Origin of the sequence: Alistipes sp. DJF_B185, from assembly GCF_964250025.1 — a bacterium.
Taxonomy (GTDB): Bacteria; Bacteroidota; Bacteroidia; order Bacteroidales; family Rikenellaceae; genus Alistipes; species Alistipes finegoldii.
Window position 1 is genome coordinate 39,079 of the sequence record NZ_CAXUDY010000001.1, and the last position, 20,060, is coordinate 59,138.

Annotated in this window: 9 protein-coding genes, 1 tRNA gene and 1 pseudogene; 5 read left to right on the plus strand and 6 right to left on the minus strand. The window is 60.9% G+C overall.

Features of this window, described 5'->3' with window-relative positions:
* Positions 1–5: 5 nt before the first annotated feature.
* Both ACESTR_RS00145 and ACESTR_RS00150 read left to right on the plus strand, forming a co-directional pair.
* Positions 6–2,291, plus strand: a complete 2,286-nt coding sequence (locus ACESTR_RS00145; protein ID WP_276807569.1) for a glycoside hydrolase family 2 TIM barrel-domain containing protein — start codon at positions 6–8, stop codon at positions 2,289–2,291.
* Between the two features lie 348 nt (positions 2,292–2,639).
* Entirely contained in the window at positions 2,640–4,784 is a 2,145-nt protein-coding gene (locus tag ACESTR_RS00150; protein ID WP_302266893.1) for a PL29 family lyase N-terminal domain-containing protein, read from the plus strand.
* 64 nt (positions 4,785–4,848) lie between these two features.
* On the opposite strand, the gene ACESTR_RS00155 is transcribed toward ACESTR_RS00150, so the two are convergent.
* On the minus strand, positions 4,849–7,185 hold the full coding sequence (locus ACESTR_RS00155; RefSeq protein WP_302266895.1) for a glycoside hydrolase family 127 protein: 2,337 nt from the start codon (positions 7,183–7,185) through the stop codon (positions 4,849–4,851).
* A 323-nt stretch (positions 7,186–7,508) separates the two neighbouring features.
* Positions 7,509–9,818, minus strand: coding sequence for a penicillin-binding protein 1C (pbpC, locus tag ACESTR_RS00160; protein WP_279066574.1), 2,310 nt, complete (start codon positions 9,816–9,818; stop codon positions 7,509–7,511).
* A 39-nt stretch (positions 9,819–9,857) separates the two neighbouring features.
* Between pbpC and ACESTR_RS00165 the strand changes: the two genes are divergently transcribed.
* On the plus strand, positions 9,858–15,110 hold the full coding sequence (locus tag ACESTR_RS00165) for an Ig-like domain-containing alpha-2-macroglobulin family protein (RefSeq protein WP_278714489.1): 5,253 nt from the start codon (positions 9,858–9,860) through the stop codon (positions 15,108–15,110).
* A gap of 187 nt (positions 15,111–15,297) precedes the next feature.
* Here ACESTR_RS00165 and ACESTR_RS00170 read toward each other — a convergent pair whose 3' ends face one another.
* The 3 genes and pseudogenes from ACESTR_RS00170 to ACESTR_RS00180 all read right to left on the minus strand — a co-directional run bounded on the left by ACESTR_RS00170 (position 15,298) and on the right by ACESTR_RS00180 (position 18,316).
* The gene (locus tag ACESTR_RS00170) at positions 15,298–16,473 is read right to left on the minus strand and encodes an MFS transporter (RefSeq protein WP_279066577.1); all 1,176 of its coding nucleotides are present in this window, start codon (positions 16,471–16,473) and stop codon (positions 15,298–15,300) included.
* Positions 16,474–16,928: 455 nt separating this feature from the next.
* Positions 16,929–17,489, minus strand: a pseudogene (locus ACESTR_RS00175) (flavin reductase family protein); the annotation flags it as partial.
* 8 nt (positions 17,490–17,497) lie between these two features.
* Positions 17,498–18,316 carry an alpha/beta hydrolase gene (locus tag ACESTR_RS00180; RefSeq protein ID WP_009597120.1) on the minus strand — a complete coding sequence of 273 codons (819 nt, stop codon included), beginning with the start codon at positions 18,314–18,316 and terminating at the stop codon, positions 17,498–17,500.
* Positions 18,317–18,368: 52 nt separating this feature from the next.
* On the opposite strand from ACESTR_RS00180, the gene ACESTR_RS00185 reads away from it, so the two are divergent.
* Entirely contained in the window at positions 18,369–19,271 is a 903-nt protein-coding gene (locus tag ACESTR_RS00185) for a tyrosine-type recombinase/integrase (protein ID WP_009597134.1), read from the plus strand.
* Between the two features lie 24 nt (positions 19,272–19,295).
* A complete protein-coding gene (gene hpf, locus ACESTR_RS00190) occupies positions 19,296–19,592 on the plus strand; it encodes a ribosome hibernation-promoting factor, HPF/YfiA family (RefSeq protein ID WP_009597127.1) in 297 nt (98 codons plus the stop codon).
* Between the two features lie 276 nt (positions 19,593–19,868).
* Here the strand turns inward: hpf and ACESTR_RS00195 are convergent.
* A tRNA-Glu gene (locus ACESTR_RS00195) sits at positions 19,869–19,940 on the minus strand.
* Positions 19,941–20,060: the final 120 nt, after the last annotated feature.

Below are 20,060 nucleotides of genomic sequence, written 5' to 3' on the forward strand. Positions count from 1 at the left end.
CGCTGGTGCTGACTCTCCGCGACGCCGCCGGAAAACTCGCCGAAGCCCGCAGCTGCAAGGTCGGATTCCGCGACGTCCGCCTGCGCGGCCGCGAAATGCTCGTCAACGGCGTGCCGGTAAAGCTCTGCGGCGTGAACCGGCACGACCACGACCAATATGGCGGCAAAACCGTTTCGCGCGAATCGATGGAGGAGGACGTCCGCCTTATGAAACGGCTCAACATCAACTCCGTACGCACGTCGCACTACCCCAACGACCCCTATTTCTACGAACTCTGCGACCGTTACGGCCTTTATGTCGTCGATGAAGCCAACATCGAAACGCACGGCAAAGGCGGCCTGCTCTCGAACGATCCGCAATGGATTACGCCTTTTCTCGAACGCGTAAGCCGGATGGTCATCCGCGACCGCAACCACCCGTCGGTCATCATGTGGTCGCTGGGCAACGAATCCGGCTGCGGCCCGGCGCACGCGGCTGCGGCAGGCTGGGCCAAAGATTACGACCCGACCCGCCTGATCCATTACGAAGGAGCGCAGGGACAGCCTATGCACCCGCTTTACGTTCCGCTGAAACGGACTTCGGCCGCAGCCTTTACCAGCGTAATGGCTGCGGACAACCAGCCCGCCGCCGGACAGGTCAAGAAGCCGCAAAACGGCGGCAACCCCACCGACCCTGCCTATGTCGATGTCCTCAGCCGCATGTATCCGACCGCCGCGCAGCTCGAACAGATGGCCCTCAACCCGATGCTCGACCGCCCCGTGATGATGTGCGAATACGCCCATTCGATGGGCAACTCCACCGGCGGACTGAACGACTACTGGAAACTCATCCGGACACACGCCGGACTGCTGGGCGGACACATCTGGGACTGGGTGGAACAGGGACTGGTGAAAAAAGACGCGCAGGGACGCACCTACTGGGCCTACGGCGGCGATTTCGAACCGGCCGGAGAACATAACGACGCCGCTTTCTGCTGCAACGGCATCGTCAATCCCGACCGTACGCTGAAACCCGCCGCACTGGAGTGCAAATATGTCTTCCAGCCCGTCGAGTTCACGGCTTCGGACCTTGCGGCCGGAAAGATCGCAGTCCGCAACCGCAATTTCTTCGCCGGGACCGAACGCTATGACTTCACATGGGAAATCTCGACCGACAAGGGCGTGCTCCAGCACGGCAGTTTCGAGGTGCCGCCGACCGCCGCCGGCTGCCGCTCCGAAGCCGCGATCGCATTCCGGCTCTTCAAACCGGAACCCGGCGCCGAATACCTGCTCCGGGTGCAGGCCCGCGAAAAGCGCCGTACGCCGTACGCCGAAGCCGGATACGCAGCCGCCGAGGAGCAGTTTGCACTGCCCGTTTACAAAGAGCCGGTCCGGAGTGCGCCCAAAGGCAGGGCAAGCGTCGCGCAGGATGACGAGTTCATCGTGCTGAGCGCCGCCGGCTCCCGCACCGAGATCGACCGCCGCAGCGGGTACGTCGTCTCGCACTCGGTGCGCGGATGCAAACTGATAAGCGCCCCGCTGCGCCCCAATTTCTGGCGCGCCTCCACCGACAACGACTGGCGCGGCTGGCGCGTCGGGAAAATCGCAGGATGCTGGAAAGAAGCCCCCGAAAGATTGCAGACCGTCTCCGTACGAATCGACGAATCGGCGGGTTCGGTCACCGTCGAGAAGGCGATACCCGACAGCGTCCGGCTGACGCTGACCTATACCCTCGACGGCGCAGGGGCCTTGGCCGTGGATTACAAGCTCGACATCTCCGACCGGATGCCGGAGCCGCTGCGCGTCGGACTGCAAACCTGCGTCCCCAACACGCTAGAGCGAATCGCCTATTTCGGAAAAGGTCCGCAGGAAAACTATTCGGACCGCTGCGAAGGCGCCTTTCTGGGACTTTACCGCAGCACGCCCGAAAAATTCATGCACAGTTACATCACCCCTCAGGAAAACGGCAACCGCTGCGACGTCCGCTGGCTCTCGCTGACAGCTTCCGACGGCCGGGGCGTTCAGTTCGTCGGGGCCGAACCGCTGAGCGTATCGGTATGGAATTGCACGCAGGAGAGTCTGGACAAGGCGCGCCACAGCAACGAAGTCGAACCTTTGGCCGATGCTCTGACCGTCAATATCGACCGTACGCAGACCGGTGTCGGCGGCACGGACACTTGGAGTCTCAAGGCCCGGCCTTCGGATCAGTACCGGCTGCTGGAGAAACACTACGCCTGCCGGTTCACGATCATCCCCTGCAACGGCGAAGCCGAAACGATACGCAACGGCCGCAGCCTGTTCAGGAACCAATAAGTCCCTGCAATTTCCGCCGTCCAGACACGAGCGGCAGAAAGTCACGGAACATTCATTACGCCCGGCCGAAATTCGGCCGGGCGTAATGTCAATACCACCGGAGATCCGGCAAAAGTATCGGGTGTAAAAAAGATCAAAAATCGGCCGATTCGTACAATGTACGGATTTTTTGCTACCTTTGTTAAGTCACCTAACTCCGAAAGTCCCGTCCATCGATGAATCCCGTCCGCCCGCGGAACGGCGGCTGCGGTCTCCGGCTGCAAATTCCTGCCGCGCCCCTCATGCAATTCCCGCGTCCCTGCAACCGACAATGCAGGGCCGTCACTTATTTATCCTAACCTCAAAATCATGATGAAAAAATTCGCCCTTTGGAGCCTCGCGCTCCTGCTGACGTTCGCCGCCGCATGCAGCGACTACGACGACACCGACCTGTGGAACAGCGTGAACGACATCAAAAAACGCGTCGAAGCGCTCGAAACCGCCGTCGCCAAACTCAACTCCGACGTTTCGGCCATGCAGACGCTGATCGAAAAACTCAACGAAAAGGTCTACGTCTCGAAGGTCGAAACCAACGCCGACGGCTCCTACACGATCTACTTCACCGACCCCGAAAACACCAAAATCACGATCACCGACGGAAAAGACGGCGCCGCGGCACCCGTAATCGGCGTTGCGAAGGATACGGACGAGATCTACTACTGGACCCTGACATCGGGAGGGGGAGAGCCTGAATGGCTGCTGGCCGACGGCAAAAAGATCCCCGTCACGGCCGCCGCCGTCGTGCCCCTGCTGAAGATCGACGACAAGGGATTCTGGATCATCAGCTGCGACAAGGGCGCGACGTGGAACTACATCACCGACGACAAGGACCAGCCGGTTTCGGCGCTGGGTCAGGGCGGCGTGAGCGACTCGTTCTTCAAGGAGGTGACGCAGGACGGCGCATACGCCTATTTCACGCTCATGGACGGCACGACGATCACCGTAGCCATGCGTTCGGATTTCTACCTGCTCGTCAAAATGGCCCCGGCGCTTGGCACCTACGCCTACGGCGAGAACAAAACCTATGAGACCGAAAGCGTGGGCGTGAACGACGTCGTGCTGACCAAGCCCACCGGCTGGGTCGTTTCGTACGCCGACGAGGTGCTTACGATCAAAGCCCCCGCCGAAGAGGCCGTCTGCGAAACGGAAGGCGAAATCGCCGTCATCTACTTCGGCGACAACGACCGCAGCTCGCTGGTAAAGATGAAGGTCAAGATCGACAAGGATTACACGGGCGTAACCGAAGGCGACAACTTCACGCTCGAAATCACCGAAGTCGGGGACACCCGCGTCAGGGCCGCCATCACGCCGAAAGATCCCGAAATGTCCTATTACGTCTATCCCTACGATCCGGCCAAGAGCGACGAGGCATGTATCACCCAGCTCCAGAAGCGTTTCAAAGCCGACATCGCCGACGGACCGGAATATGTGGATTACTTCTTCAAAGGCACCAAAACCGACTACAGATACAGCGGCCTGACGCCCGGCGAGAGCTACGACCTCTCGGTGGTCGGCGTAAAATACGACCTGACGGCCAAGACGCTCGACATCGTCACGCCGCTCATGCGGGTTCCTTTCAGCACCAAAGCCCCCGAAATCATCAACACGGCCTATCTGATGACCCTCTCCGACATTTCGTGGTACGGGGCGAAGTGCGCCGTCCATCCTTCGGACGACCTGCCCTACTTCTGCACGTTCGTCAAGAAATCGACTTTCGACATGGCCTATGACGACGCCGATTTCGCACAGACCTACATCGACGACCGCTACCTCTGGCCCTATTACGGCGAGCTGAGCGACGGCATCCTGCTCTGGAGCGACTTCACCGCAACGGGCGACCTCGCATTCTCCTCGCCGGGATTCGTGCGGCGCGATCCGCTCTATATCTCGGAGGATATCTACCCGCTGGAATCCGACACCGATTATTACGCCGTGGCGTTCGGCTGCAACGAGAACGGCGAATTCTCGAACAGCCGCGTCTCGCGCAAGCTTTTCCATACCAAAGCCTTCACGCCGACCGAAGCGTGCACCTTCACCATCGACGTAACCGTCGACCAACAGGACCTCGCCATCAAGGTGATCCCGTCGGACAAAAACACGAGCTACATCACGTTCATCGACGAGCGCGACACCTACCGCGACAATTTCGCCACGCCGCGGCAATATCCGCCCTACGACCTCTACTGGCGTATGCAGGGACTGGAAGCGGGACAGACGATCGGGGACGACGACTGCTTCTACACGGGCGACGCGGCTTATAACGTCGTAAGCCTGAAAGCCGCATCGGCCTACATCGTCTTCGCCTACGGATGCTCCGCCGACGGCAGAATCACGACCGAGCCGGAGATCGTCGAGGTCCACACCAAAGGAACGGTGGACCAGCCCGACCTGAACTCGGCCGCCAAGCGCCGCCGCACGGTCAGCGCACGGCCCGCATACCGTGTGATCCGCTGACGGGGATTGCAGACATAAGGAAGCCGGGGAACGATTGTCCCCGGCTTCTTTCGTTCAGCCTCCTCTATTTCATAATCCGGCAATCGAACAGCGGCCCGGCCACGGCGTCGTCGCGGATGGCGCGCAGCGTCACGGTCACCTGCTCTTTGCCTGCCGTCAGCTCCGCCGGAATCCGGTAGCTGCGCTCGACGTACTGCGGCCCCCAGTTATGGATGTTCTCGAAACCGACCTTCCGGCCGTCGATCTCGATGTCGAACGAGTGGTTGTAGAAGCGGTTGCCCCAATAGGTACAGTAGAGCGTGTTGGGCACGTCAGGGGCCACGGCCATGTCGAACGAGAACCAGCCGCCGAGCGTCTCGCGGTATTTGCGGCCTTCGAATTCATGGGGCGCGGTCTTCTCGCCCCGGAGATTGTGGTCGCGTTCGGGCTGCATCTCGCCGGGTGTAAACTGCGACACGGTGCGTTCGCGCAGCCACTCCTCGCGGTGCTCCCGCAGGCGCATGTCGGCGAGTTGTTCTTTCCACGTCGTCTCCGGAAAATGCTGGAAGTAAACCATCATGCGCCGTCCGCCCACTTCGTAATAGGGAATCAGCTCCTTCTGCACGGGCTGCGCGGTCAGCGTTTCGAAACGCAGCCGCTTCTTATCGGTGCATTTCACCAACGCCGATACATCGGTCACGTCGTCGGCGACGATAACGGGAATCTCCTCTTTGTCTTCGAGCACGGAGCTGAGCACGACGGGACCATAGAAATAGGCCCGCAGCGCGGAGTCGCCCGGAATCGGTTCCGAGTGAAGCGACTGGCGCAGCACGAAGCGCACCTCGTCCCCCGAACGCCACTTGCGGTTTACGGAGATATAGCTTCCCGGCTTGGCCTTCTGTTTCACCGGCCGCCCGTTTACCGTCAGTTCGTAACCCTCGGCCGCCCATTCGGGGTAACGCAGGTTCAGTCCGAACCGCTGCGCCCCGGACATTTCGACGCGCAGCCGCACCTCGTCCGAACAGGGAAAGTCGGTAAGCTGTTCAACCTTCACCCTGCGCGATTTCCAGTCGAGCGTCGAAGGGATATAAAGATTGACATACAGGTTTTCGCGCGCGTCGGTAAAGTAAATGAACTCGCCGTAACGGGCGTGATTCTCCATACCGGAGCCGACACAGCACCAGAACGAATCGAAGGGCAGGCAGAACCCCTTGCGGTGTCCCGATCCCATAGGCGACATATAGCACACCATTCCGTCGTCGGGATTCTGCGATGCGAGAATCTGGTTGTAAAGCGCCCGCTCGTAATAATCGGCCCGCCTGACCGTAGGATCGAGCTGATACAGGTGTTTGGTCAGCTTGAGCATGTTGTAGGTATTGCAGGTCTCGCAGGTTCCGTCCGAAAGCCGGTTTGCCAGCATGCCCGGTGCGCCGAAATGCTCGTATTCGCTGTTGCCACCGATCGCATAGCTGTGGAATCCGACCACGCGGTGCCAGAAATAGTCGGCGATACGCCGGTAACGCTCATCCCCGGAACACTCGTACTCGCGGACGGCGCCGACGATCTTAGGTATCTGCGTATTGGCATGCTTGCCCGGCAGCGAATCCACCCCGGCGGCCAGCGGACGCAGAATCTCGCGGTGGTCGAAACGGCAGGCCAGCTCCAAGTATTTACGCTCCCCCGTCAGGACATAGATGTCGGCCAGCGATTCCGTGATTCCGCCGTGTTCGCAAATCAGGATTTTGTCCATCTGTTCGTCCGAAAGCTTCGCCACCAGTCCGTCAAGCCAGTCGGCAAAGCGCACCAGCACGGTCAAAGCCTTGGCATTGGGCGTATAACGGCAGACATCGACCAGCCCGGCATACATTTTATGCAGGGTGTAGAACGGCACCCAGCCGCCGTTGAGGTCAAATCCCTGCGAGCGGATATCGCCCCGCTCCAGCTCGGCGAAGAGCGCGCGGCTGCGTTCGAACCCGGCCAGCAGTCCTGTGCCCTCCTTCTCCTGACACTCGGCAAGGCCGTCGATCGAATAATTGATCTTATCGAGCAGCGCCCGATCGCCGGTTGCGGCGTACATCATCGCGGCCGCCGACAGAAAATGCCCGAACCCGTGGCCCGAACATCCGGCGCTCTCCCAGCCGCCGTAGCGGGGTGCCTTGGGTTCGAGCCCCGCCTCGGAGCGGAATCCCGAAAGGTAACGGTCGGGGTCCATCGCATCGAGCCAGCGGCGGTCCATCTCCTGCGCATGCAGAAACGGACCGCCCGTAATGCGCACGTCGTTCAGCGGAACAGGATAACGCTGCGGCTGCACCGCCGCATGTCTCTCGCGGGTCCGGGGCACGGCCGCCGAAATCGAGACCGGACCGGTTCCCAGCACCACGGCCGCCAGCAGCATATTCAGGGGAAAAGATCGCCATTTCATATCAAGCAGTTTTTAGGATTAGAATTCGTCTCAAAGTTCCGCCTTTTTTGACAACCGATCTTCGGGAAAATTTGCAGATTATTGTGGTATTTTTATGCTTCCCGGCCCAAAATCCCCCGTCGCGGCGATACTGCCGGCGAACTGCCTTCCCGCGGCGACGCCACGCCGACTCAGGATGCCACGAGCCGACAACCGGGGCAGCCCGCCGAAGTCCGAACCCATCGGGAAGGCCCCACATAGGCCCGAAACAGCCCCCCCCGGAAAGCACTGAGCGGCACCCAGCGGAAAGCCCCTCCGCACCCGCAAGAAGCCGCAGGCGGCGGTCAGCGGCAGCTGAAGGCGACGCTTTGCCGCGCCCCGTGTTCGTCGATAACAGTCAGCCGGTGCGCGCCGGGAGCGGGACGGACGGATATCTTGTGTTCGAGGGTCGTCGCGCCGATATAATTGTCGTCGATATGCCAGTATAACACGGCGTTGCGGTCGCGGTGTATGGCCGTGAAGACCAGACTCTGCGCCTCGCCTTCGAGCGATTTGGGCGCCACCAGCACGCGCCCCGGCTGGGGATAGACGATGTCGATCGGATTGCCGCCCGCCCCGCTGCCCGAAAGTCCCGGATGCAAAGGCGGCAGCGGACGGTAGTCGGGATGCTGCTTCCTGTAATACCACTCCTGCGCGGGCGGCAGGATAAACATCGGCATCCGGACGATCTGCGCCGGGTCGTAACAGTCCGCGGTCACCCGGTAGCGGAGGTCGCGGCTCAGATTCACGATCCGGTGGTAGGGACAGACTTCGCCGGCGGCAGCCGTGCGGGGAATCATCAGCGTATCGCGGTCGGGACATATGTGCGAAGCCAGACAGCCGCTCTGCCGGCAGACGACGGCCGCTTCCAGATCGCCGTGAGGCTCCGCGAACCACTCCCCGCCGGGCAGCAGCCCGAATACGTCGAAGAGCAGCGGCGCGGCATACCCCACCCCGGTCATCAGCGGACGGCCTTCGCCCGAACAGTTGCCCACCCAGACGCCGACGGCATAGTCGGGCGTCGCCCCGACGGCCCACGCATCGCGGTTGCCGTAGCTGGTGCCCGTTTTCCAGCCGATCTTCTTCGACGAGGAGAAATACTGCCACTCGCCCTCCTCCTCAGGACGGGCCACATGGCTTATCGAATTGAACATAAGCCATATCGCACCCCTCGACAGCGGAATGTCGTCCGCGCTGACCGTCTTTACGGCCTCCGGATCGCAGTGCGGGATGCGGACCGGCCCGCCGCCGAGCTTGGCGGCCAGCATCGCATAGACCGACGTCAGGTCCCAGAGCGTGATCTCGGCACCGCCCAGAATCAGCGAAAGCCCGTAATGGTCGGCGCTCCTGTCAATCGTCCCGAATCCCAGATTCCGCACCAGCGCCAGAAAATTCTCGCGCCCGTATTTGTCGAGCATCTTCACCGAAGGAACGTTCAGCGAACGTTCGATCACCCGGTTGGCAGGCACCGCGCCGCTGAAGTCGTGGTTGAAGTTCTGGGGCGTAAAGTCCTTGTAATAAGTCGGAACATCCGGAAACAGCATCGTGGGCAGGGCCGTCCCGTTGTCCAGCATCGCGGCGTAAAGCAGGGGTTTGAGCACGCTTCCGCTGCTGCGGGGCGCCCGGACGACATCGACGCTGGTGCCCTCGCTCCGGTCCGCGGGATCGTAGACATTTCCCACATAGGCCAGCACTTCGCCGCTCTTCACATCCATCACCACGACGGCGAGGTTATTTATCTTATTGCCCCTGTTGCGCCGGTTGTGCCGCAGCGCCAGCTCGTTGACCCTGCGCTGCAGGTCATAGTCGAGCGTCGAGCGGAGCGATCCTCCGCGCATCCGCCCCAGCAGGTGCATCGCCTGCATCGGCATCGGTTCGGGAGCGTCGGGCAGCGGTTCCTGCCGGGCCAGAGCGCACGTCAGGGAGTCGATATGCCCGCCGCGCCATATCCGTTCCAGCAGGTCGTCCCGCTTGCGCCGCAACCGCTCCCGGTTGCGCCTGATATGGATGAGCGCGGGCGAGTTCGGCAGTACGGCGAGCATGGCGCTCTCGCCCCACGAGAGGCTGCCGGCGCTGCGGCCGAAATAGTACCATGCGGCGCTCTCCAGTCCGATCACATTGCCGCCGAAGGGGGCGTGGGAGGCGTACAGGGCGAGTATCTCCTCCTTGCTGTATCTGAATTCCAGCCGGGTCGCCAGAATCGTCTCGATGATTTTCTCCCGGAAGGTCCTCGCTTTCCGGCCGCGGCTCAGGCGGATCGTCTGCATCGTAAGCGTGCTGGCGCCGCTGGCCACCCTTCCCGAAGCGAGGTTCTGCCGCACGGCGCGGCCGAGCGCCAGCGGATCGACCCCGAAATGGCGGTAGAAACGTTTGTCCTCGTAAGTAGTAATAGCGACACGGAATTTGTAAGGCACGCTGTCCGTAGGGAAAAAGCGCCACTGTCCGTCGGAAGCGACCTTGGCCGACATCAGACGGCCGTCGCGGCTCCAGACGGTCGCCGAGAAAGGCTCGTCGAAAAGCGTCCGGGGCAGGCAGAAACAATACCCCGCCGCAGCCGCGGCAAGGAGCGGCAACAGCAGGAAATATATTGTTTTCCGCTTGAGCTTTTCAGTCATATTTTATGTATCTTTGACAAAGTTACCAAAAAAACCACTATGAAAGCAATCCGCTACGTATTGTTTGCAACGGCTCTCCTGCTCTTCGCCTCATGCGGCAGGCAGCCGTCCGATATCATCGAATCGTCGCCGAACGGAGTGACGGGCGTCAAAATGCCGATTCTCGTGACGTTCAAGGAGAACGTCGAGCCGAAGGAGGACAGAATCCGGGAAGCCGTATCGATCTCGCCCTCCGTCGATTTCGACGTCTACCTTTCGGGAATGCGGATGCTGCGGATCATCCCCCGGTCGCCCCTGAAATACGACACCCGCTACAAGGTGACCATCGATGCCGCGAAACTCACCGGACGGCAGCTCAAAGGCGTCGCGGAATTCGAATTCGCCACGCCGAAACTGCGGTTCGCCTACAGCGACTACTGGCTGCAGCAAAGCGACGACATGACCTCCTACGTACTGGTCGGCGAGGTGGTCTCGTCCGATTACGCGGAGAGCGGCTACGTGGAGAAGAACCTCAAGATAAGCGGACTGAAGAATCCGGACGTCGCGTGGGTGCACTCCGCGAACGGCACCACGCACCAGTATACCGTCGGCAACATCGCCCCCGGCGAGGGAGCGGGTTACACGCTGACGCTCGATTTCGGCTACGGCGACAGCAAGACCCTGACCGTCGAAGTGCCCAAGAAGGACGAGTATGTGGTGCTGGACCACAGCGTCGCGGCGGAACCGCTCGCGGTGGTGGTGACCTTCTCCGAACCGCTCAAACAGAACCAGAACCTGAAGGACCTGATCCGCTTCGACACGAAATTCCGCACCTCGGTCGACAAGAACCGGCTCTACATCTATCCCGAATCGCACGTCACGGGGAATTTCGACATCGAAATAAGCCGGAACGTGCTCAGCAAGGGCGGACAGCGGCTCAAGGAGAGCTATACGTTCACGGCCAACCTGCCGTCGCGGGTACCGGCGATCCGCTTCGCGGGCAAAGGCTCCGTCCTGCCTTCGTCGAACGACATGTCCCTGCTGTTCGAAGCGGTGAACTACCGCAAGGCGCGGGTGCGCGTGCGGAAAATATTCGCCAACAACCTGCTGCAGTTCTTCCAGCAGAACTACTACGGCGGCGACTACTATTCGGATATGGACTACGTGTCGCGCATCGTCCGCGATACGACCGTCGATCTCTCGGCCAAGGCATCGACCAAGCTCGACCTCTCCAACACCTATTCGCTGGATCTCAGCCGCCTGATAACCGACAGCCGGAAGTCGATGTACCTGCTGGAGATCAAGGGCGTCGAACCGCTGGTTCCCACCGACGAGTATGATTACGACTACTATTTCGGAGATTACCGGACTTACCGGGAGCGGTCGAAACTGGTTCTGCAGTCCGACATCGGCATCATCTGCAAAAACAGCGGCGAAGAGGAGTACGTCGTCTACACCACCGACCTGCTGTCAGCCCGGCCCAAAGGGGGCTGCAAGGTACGGGCCTACGACAAGCAGAACCAGACCGTGGCGGAAGCATCCACCGATTCCGAAGGCCGCGCCGTGCTGAAATGCAGGGAGGAGCCCTCCATCGTAGCGGCCGAAGCCGACGGACAGCTCGCCTTCGTCAAGGTGGAGCGGGGCGCGGCGCTGTCACTGAGCAATTTCGACGTCGGGGGCACCACCAACCCCAAAGGCACGAAGGGTTTTCTGTTCGGCGAGCGCGGCGTATGGCGGCCCGGAGACGACATCTTCCTCACCTTCATCGTCACGTCCGACAATCCGCTGCCGGAAAACCATCCGGCGTCCGTGGAGTTCTTCAACCCCAACGGGCAGCTGGTGCAGACGCTGGTCAGCAACGGCTCCTCGGACGGCATCTACACGTTCAAACTCGGAACGACGCCGGCGGCGCCTACCGGACAGTGGCTGGCGCGCGTAAGTCTGGGCGGCGCGGTATTCGAAAAAGCGATCCGCGTGGACGCCATCAAGCCCAACCGAATGAAAATCGACATGCGGCTCGGTGACGGCAAGCGGATCGACGCCCGAAAGTTCACGGGCAGCCTGACGGCCAAATGGCTGCACGGCGCTCCGGCGGACGGCGCAAAAGTGACGCTTCAGGCGCAGCTCAGGCAGATTCCGACGCGTTTCAAGGGTTATGAGAAGTACTCGTTCGACGACGCGACGAAATATTTCGAAACCGAGGAGCGGGAGATCGTCTCCGGCACCACGGACCAGCAGGGAACGCTGCAGCTGACGACCGGCGGACTCGCTTCGCTGGAGGGGCTCAGCCCCGGCATGCTGAGCGGCAAATTCACGGTGAAGGTCTTCGAAAAGAGCGGCGATTTCAGCGTCGATCAGCAGATCATCCCCGTGTCGCCCTACGACGCCTATTTCGGAATCGGAGTGACGCCCCAGACGAGCGACTGGGGCGACGAATACCTCGACAGCAAAAAGGAGCACCTGCTGCGCATCGTCATGCTCGATGCGCAGGGACGTCCCCTGCCCGGCAGGGAAGAGGTGCTCGTCTCGGTCTACAAGATCACCTCCTACTGGTGGTGGGACGCCGCGTCGGACTCGCAGGCCCGTTATGCGAAAAATGCGCTCAACACCTGCTACAAGACATTGCAGACGACCCTGACCGACGGCGCGGGGCAGGTCGCGATGCGCTGGAGCGCAGGCGATTACGGCTATTATATGATCCGCGTGACCGGTTCGGGCCATGAACACGCTGCGACTCAGGTCGTTTGCGTATCGTCCTCCGACTGGCGGGGCGACGTCTCCTCGGTGACGGACGCAGCCACCCGACTCGCCGTGACCAAGGACAAGGAGAAATATGCGCCGGGCGACAAGGCGAAGATCACGATCCCCTCTTCGCCGGGAGCGCGGGCGCTGGTGAGCGTCGAGAGCGGCAGCGTCGTACGGGAAAGTTTCTGGATCGACTGCGCCGACAAACAGACCGCGTTCGAGATACCGATCAAAGCCGGAATGGCTCCCAACGTCTACGCCGCGGTGACGCTCGTCCAGCCCCATAACCATACGCACAACGATGCGCCGATAAGGTTGTTCGGCGTGGTCCGGCTCGACGTCGAAGACGCCGCCACGAAGCTCGATCCGGTGATCGACATGCCCGAAACGGTCAGACCGGAGTCGGAGATCACGATAAAGGTCCGGGAAAAGGACGGCAAGAAGATGAGCTATGTGCTGGCGCTGGTGGACGAGGGCCTGCTGGGGCTGACGCGCTTCAAGACGCCGAACCCCTACCTCCATTTCAACGCCACGGAGGCGCTGGGCGTACGGACGTGGGACATGTTCGACCACGTGATCGGCGCCTACGGCGGCAGGATCGAACAGTTGTTCGCCATCGGCGGCGACGCGGAGCAGCAGCAGAACACCGGCGCACTGAAGGCGCAGCGGTTCAGACCCGTCGTACGGTTCCTCGAAGCGCAGAAGCTAGGCGCAGGCAAAACGAACACCCACAAAATCGCGCTGCCGCCCTATTTCGGGTCGGTGCGCGTGATGGTCGTGGCTTCGAACGGACGGGCTTCCGGCGCCGCGGAGAAGGTCGCCGAAGTGAAAAAACCGCTGCTGGTGCAGGCCACCCTGCCGCGCGTGGTCTCCACGGACGAAGAGGTGGAGCTGCCGGTGACGGTTTTCGCCCTCGAAAAGGGAGTCGGCAAGATCGACCTGAAAGTCTCCGCGAACGAACTCTTCTCGGCCGTCGGCCCGCGCAGCAAGACGATCGCCCTCAGCCAAAGCGGCGAGGAGGTCGTAACGTTCCGGCTGAAAGTCAACAAGGAGACGGGCGTCGGAAAGGTTCGGGTCACGGCGACCTCCTCCGGCGACAGCTCCGTTTCGGAGATCGAGCTGGACGTACGCGAACCCAACCCCTACGTAACGACGTCGGAGGATTACATGCTGGAGCCGGGCAAAACGATCGCCCTCAGGCCCCTGAAGGATACCGGAAGCGCAAAGCTCGAACTCTCGTCGATCCCGTCCGCAGACCTCACGCGCCGCATGGAATATCTGGTGAGGTACCCCCACGGCTGCATCGAGCAGATCACCTCCGGCGCATTCCCGCAGCTCTACCTGCCCGCCGTCATGGAGTGCGACGTCCGGACGCTTCAGGACATCGACCGCAACGTCAAGAGCGTATTGTCGCGTCTGGGCGGTTACCAGCTCTACAACGGATCGTTCGCCTACTGGAGCGGAGGCTCGAACAGCTCCGACTGGGGAACGGCCTATGCGGCCCACTTCCTGACCGAAGCCGCGAAATACGGCTACGGCATCGACCGCCCGATGCTCGACCGCGCGCTCAAATACCTGCGCGGCAACGAAGCGGACAGCTTCCTGACGCAGGCTTACGCCCAATACGTTCTGGCGCTCAACAACATGGCCGACCGGGGCGCCATGAACCGGCTGAGGGAGAAAGCCGCCGACCTGAAGAACGACGTCAAATGGATGCTGGCGGCGGCCTATGCGCTGGACGGCAACCGGAAGGTAGCCGAAGAGCTGACCGCGCAGGGCGGAAGCGGCCAGACCGGCAAGGTCGATCCGTACGACGACACCTACAACAGCAGCGAACGCCAGATGGCCGTGGTGCTCATGACGCAGACGCTGCTCGGCAAGCGGGAAGAGGCGTTCCGCACGGCCCTGAAGATGTCCGACATCCTCAAGAAGGAGAAGTGGCTGAGCACGCAGTCTACGGCGTGGATGCTCAGCACCCTCTCCAACTTCATCGTGTCGGGCCAGACCGGCATCGACGCCAAAGCGGGCAAAGAGAGCATCCGAACCGACAAATCCTTCGTCAGCATGCCGCTGACCGAAGAGACCGGGGTGACGAACAACGGCAAGGAGAGTCTGTACGCCGTCGTCAGCCAGCGTTACAACCCCGCCAAGGGCGAAGAGACGGAGGCGGCCGACAACATCCGGATAAGCGTCCGGTATACGGATATGGACGGCAAGGCCATAGACCCCAGGTCGATCCGCGCTTCGACGGATTTCTACGCCGTGGTGACCGTCTCGAACATCAGCGGCTATGAGAAATACACCAATCTGGCGCTGACACATATCGTTCCGGCGGGCTGGGAGATCACTTCGGAGCGGGACCTCACGTCGGTCACCTATCAGGACATCCGCGACGACCGGGTGCTGAGCTACTTCGACCTGAAACGGGGCGAAAGCAAGGAGATACCGGTCAAGCTGACGGCGACATACAAGGGCCGCTACTACCTGCCGTCGATCTACTGCGAAGCCATGTACGACAACTCGGTCCGCGCGCTCAAAAAGGGCGAATGGATCGAGGTGGTCGAATAGACCGGAGCCTGCCGGCAGGTCTTGCCCGGCAAAGCTTTCCGCCGGACAGACGGGAAGCGGCAAAAGGGATTATTCCCGAAATTTCAGGCAAATCCCCGGAACCTGTGCGGGTTCCGGGGATTGCTTTATTCCCAGTTTTCGGAAACAGCCGCTGCCGGCAGGAATTGCATGCAACCCGGCGCGGTCGTTATTTTTTCGTACAAACGGTGACGAGCAGCGAGGCGGACGAAAGCAGGATTCCCGCCGCGACGACTCCCGTCCAGCCGTAAAGCGACCATGCGGCTCCCGACAGCAGCGTGCCGAGCGAACCTCCCGCGAAGTAGGTGCTCATAAAGATCGTGTTGATCCGGTTCGAAGCCGAGGGATCGAGTTCGAACAGAGTGGCCTGATTGCTGAGCTGGATGCACTGCATGCCGATATCGACGACGACGATTCCGGCGACGAGCGCCGCATAGGAATCCGCACCGAAGAAGAACAGCAGCCATGCGAGGATCTGCAGGCCGACGCCGATATAGTTGAACCTGCGCACGCCGACGCGCCGGATGTACTTCCCGGCGAAGGTCGCCGTCAGAGCGCCCGCGATTCCGCAGAGTCCGAGCATGCCGACGACGTTGCTGCCGGCATAAAACGGCGCCTGCGCCATCTTGAAGGCGAGCGACGCCCAGAAACACAAAAAGGAGCCGAAAGCCAGCGCGGCGCGCACGGAATAGATACGCAGCGTCGGATAGCACCGGACGATCGTAAGGAGCGACTTCATCAGGGCGGCATAGGTTCCCCGGAAGTTGGGGCGCGCATCGGGCAGTACATACAGCACGACGGCCGCCGAAACGACCATGAGTCCGGCAGCGGCGAAATACATTTCGCGCCAGCCGAAAAGCTCGCCGACAACGCCGCTGACCACGCGCGAAGCGAGGATTCCGGTCAGCAGGCCCGAAAGGACGATCCCGACATTGCGGTTTTTATATTCCGGGCGCGAATACTGCGCCGCCAGCGGAATGAAGATCTGCGGAATGACCGAGCAGACGCCCGTCACCAGCGAAAACCCGTGAATCACACGGATATCGGAAGCCGTGGCGATCGCCAGCAGCGAAACGGCCAGCAGCAGGAAGTTGACCAGTACGATGCGCCTGCGGCTGAAAAGATCGGCGAGGGGTATGATGAACAGCAGCCCCAGCGCATAACCCAACTGCGAAAAGAGGGCGACATGGTTGGCGGCGAGCGTAGTGGTGCCCAGATCCTGCCGGAGCATATCGAGCAGCGGCTGATTGTAGTACAGATTGGCGACCGACACGCCGGCGATGACGGCCAGCGTGCATAACAAACCGTTCGAAAGCCCGGCGCCCTCCTTCAACATCGCCTTCATCGGCGGCGCGGTTTTTCGGGTCCCGACTTTCGCCCCTGCCTGCGATCCGGGTTGCGTCCCGGCCTGCGGTTCGGATCGCGGTTCGGGTTACGGCTTGGGGTGGAGTTTGAGTTGGGGCCGGCTGACGATGCGGCGGAGGATGCGGAGGATGACAAGGCGGATGCCGAAGGCATTGCGGATGCGGAGGATGACGGAGAGGCAGGGGGCGTTGCGGAAGATAATGCGGAGGAAGACAAGGCGGATGCCGGAGTCATTGCGGATGCGGAGGATGACAATGAGGCAGAGGGCGTTGCGGAAGATAATGCGGAGGAAGTCCGGTCCTCAGATTCTACACCGGATGCGGTTTTCGTTCCGGTCAGAGATTTCGTTCCGGCCACGGGCTTTGTTCCGGGTGCGGATTTCTTTCCGGTCACGGGCTTTGTTCCGGTCTCGGATTTCGGCGTTTTCGGCCGCGGCTTTTTCCGCACCGACCAGCCGAAATGGCCGAGCGCTTCGCCCAGTGCGAAATATTCGCCGTGGGAGTAGACGATCGGGCAGGCCCGTTCGAGGCAGAAACGGCCCGTGGCAGGGTCGATATAATCGGCATCGACCTGCACGGCGACCACCTCGGCCAAAAACATGTCGTGCGTACCCAGCTCAAGCACCTGCCGCACGCGGCACTCGATGCTCACGGGAGACTCTTCGACGATCGGCGCGGCGACCTTGAGCGCCTTGCCGGGCGTAAGGCCCATTTCGCGGAATTTGTCGTAATCGCGGCCCGAACGTACGCCGCACCAGTCCGCGGCACGGGCCAGACCGCGGGTCGTGAGGTTGATGACGAACTCGCCGGTGCGGCGGATAATCCCGTAGGAGTGGCGTTCGGGCCGCACCGAGACGTAGCACATCGGCGGATCGGTGCAGACCGTCCCCGTCCACGCCACGGTCAGCAGGTTATACTCGTCCGGCGTCGCGCCGCAGCTCACCAGCACCGCCGGCAGCGGATAGATGAGCGTTCCGGGTTTCCAGCTCTCTTTCATCGGCCCAACTATTTGTCCCGAAAGAAGAAGTTGCGGAAAAATACGATCTGGTAGTCGATCGAATTGCCCCAATACTCGTTGTTGTGACGGCCGGGACGCACATAGAAGTCGTGCATGATGCCGCGGCGCAGCAGCTCGGCATGGAAGTCGTTGTTCACCCCGAAGAAGAAATCGTCGTAACCGCAGTCGATAACGATCGCCAGATCGCCGTCGGCGATACGCGGGATCAGGTTGATCGGCGTAGCCGCCTCCCAAGCTTCGGGATGCTCGGCCTGCGTGCCCAGCAGCTGCGGAATCTCCCAGTTTTCGGGGAACGGGCGAATATCCAGCCCGCCGCTCGTGCTGCCGACGGCCCCGAACAGCTCCTTATGCCTGATCGCCAGTGACACGGCGCCGAAGCCGCCCATGCTGAGCCCCGTGATCGCGCGACCGCTGCGGTCGCGCGAAACGGGATAACGCTCCTCGACGGCCGGAAGCAGTTCCCGCGTCATGAAAGTCTCGTAAAGGCTCTTCGCCCGCACCTTGCTGTCGAGGTACCAGCTCGTCGCGCCGTCGGGACAGACGAAGGCGATTCCTTCGCGGTCGGCGATGGCGGGCAGCGACGGTTTGATCCGGAGCCACGTCGTCTGATTGCCGCCGTAACCGTGGAGCAGGTAGACCGTCGGGCAGGGATTCGCAGGCGAAGCGCCGTCGGGCAGGATCACGATCACGGGAATGTCGCGGTCCATGGAAGCGCTGCGCACCGCAAGCGTATCGACCGCAGCGGCGGCGGCAAACTGCGCCGTCAGCCACGCCAGCAGAAAGGCTAAAATGAAGATTCGTTTCATGGCATACTATTTATGAATACGCAAAAATACGAAAAAACCGTATCTTTGCCGCATGCTGACGGAATTCATCCGATATCTCTCCGCCGAGCGGCGCTACTCGCCGCTCACGGTCCGCAACTACAAGCACGACGTGGAGCAGTTCCTCGCGTGGCTGGACTGCGACGAGTCGCGGTTCGACCCGCGGTCGGTCACGACCGAGCAGATCCGCGAATGGATCATTTTCCGCACGGAGGAGGGAAAGCTCAGCGCCGGGTCGATGAACCGCGAAGTGGCTTCGCTCCGGGCCTTTTTCCGGTGGCTGCACCGCACGGGAGCCGTCGAAAAGGATATTTTCCGCATGATTTCGACGCTCAAAACCTCACGCCGCCTGCCGGCATTCGTTCCCGAAAGCCGCATGACGACCATCGTCAGCGAGTGCGGACCGGACAGCGAAGATTTCCAGACCGAGCGCAACTCGCTCATCATCCTGATGTTTTACGCCTGCGGACTGCGTCTGGCCGAGCTGGTCGGCATCGACCGCAGCGACTTTTCGGCCGACTACACCTCGCTGCGGGTCCGGGGCAAGGGAGACAAACAGCGCATGGTCCCGATTCTCGAATTCCTGCGCGAAAAGATTTTGCACTACCTCGGCCTAATAGAGAGGCAAAATATTTGCATTTCTTCGGAAAAAGCACTATTTTTAACACATAAAGGGAAGCGCATATCCCGGAGCGTCGTCTACCGCACGGTGCAGGAGGAACTCACCCGCGCGGGCGTACAGGGCAAGAAAAGCCCGCACGTATTGCGGCATACGTTCGCCACGCACCTGCTGAACGGCGGAGCCGACATGCGCGAGATTCAGGAGCTTTTGGGCCACGCCTCGCTGCAGGCCACGCAGGTCTACACGCACAACAGCATCGCCCGGCTTCGGGAAATATACGCAAAAGCCCATCCCCGCGAAAAGGGAGGGAAGTGATTAACTTTTATAAACTGCAAGGCTATGAACGTACAGATTCAATCCGTGAAATTCGACGCAGACAAACGGCTGATCGAATTCGTAGAGCACAAAATGGAAAAGCTCGACCGCTTCGCAGAGCGTTCGACCGGTGCCGAGGTCATTCTGAAACTCGATAAAGACCATGAAAAAGGAAACAAGATCGCAACGATCACGCTCCATATGCCGGGCGAGGACCTCGTGGCCTGCCACCAGTCCAAAGCCTTCGAGGAGTCGGTGGACGAAGCGATCGACGCCCTCAAGCGTCAGTTAGACAAATTCAAGAGCAAATCGGAAAAGTAAACCCACCAACCAATCAAATAACCTTTAACTTCAATGCCGCAGCGGCCGTCCTTTTTGGGACGGCCGCTGCATTTGAAAACATCCGGCACATGGCGACCGCGGGAAGTTGGAAACACACGCCATCTGGAAGCACACGCCATCCGAGAACCGTTGAAAGCGGGGAAAAACCGGCACGCGAAACTATCCGGAAGCTGAAACCGCGCGGAATTCCGGCGAATGACTCCGCCCCAACGCGGAGCTGCGCACAAAAAAAGCGACCGGAAACCGATCGCTTAGTAGTGGATAGGGGATTCGAACCCCTATGTCGTGCGTGAGAGGCACGTATCCTAACCCTTAGATGAATCCACCGTGTGAGTTTTGTGGTGCAAAGATAACGCCTTCTTTTAAAACTGCAAAATTTTCCTGCAAATTCTACGATTTTTTTTGGAAAACCCCGCATATAGCCGCATTTTCCGTATCTTTACGATA

What these genes read in the sequence shown, in the direction of transcription:
- ACESTR_RS00150 (WP_302266893.1), top strand. Translation starts at nt 2,640, where the DNA reads ATGATGAAAAAATTCGCCCTTTGGAGCCTCGCGCTCCTGCTGACGTTC.
- ACESTR_RS00155 (WP_302266895.1), bottom strand. Translation starts at nt 7,185, where the DNA reads ATGAAATGGCGATCTTTTCCCCTGAATATGCTGCTGGCGGCCGTGGTG.
- pbpC (WP_279066574.1), bottom strand. Translation starts at nt 9,818, where the DNA reads ATGACTGAAAAGCTCAAGCGGAAAACAATATATTTCCTGCTGTTGCCG.
- ACESTR_RS00165 (WP_278714489.1), top strand. Translation starts at nt 9,858, where the DNA reads ATGAAAGCAATCCGCTACGTATTGTTTGCAACGGCTCTCCTGCTCTTC.
- ACESTR_RS00170 (WP_279066577.1), bottom strand. Translation starts at nt 16,473, where the DNA reads ATGAAGGCGATGTTGAAGGAGGGCGCCGGGCTTTCGAACGGTTTGTTA.
- ACESTR_RS00180 (WP_009597120.1), bottom strand. Translation starts at nt 18,316, where the DNA reads ATGAAACGAATCTTCATTTTAGCCTTTCTGCTGGCGTGGCTGACGGCG.
- ACESTR_RS00185 (WP_009597134.1), top strand. Translation starts at nt 18,369, where the DNA reads ATGCTGACGGAATTCATCCGATATCTCTCCGCCGAGCGGCGCTACTCG.
- hpf (WP_009597127.1), top strand. Translation starts at nt 19,296, where the DNA reads ATGAACGTACAGATTCAATCCGTGAAATTCGACGCAGACAAACGGCTG.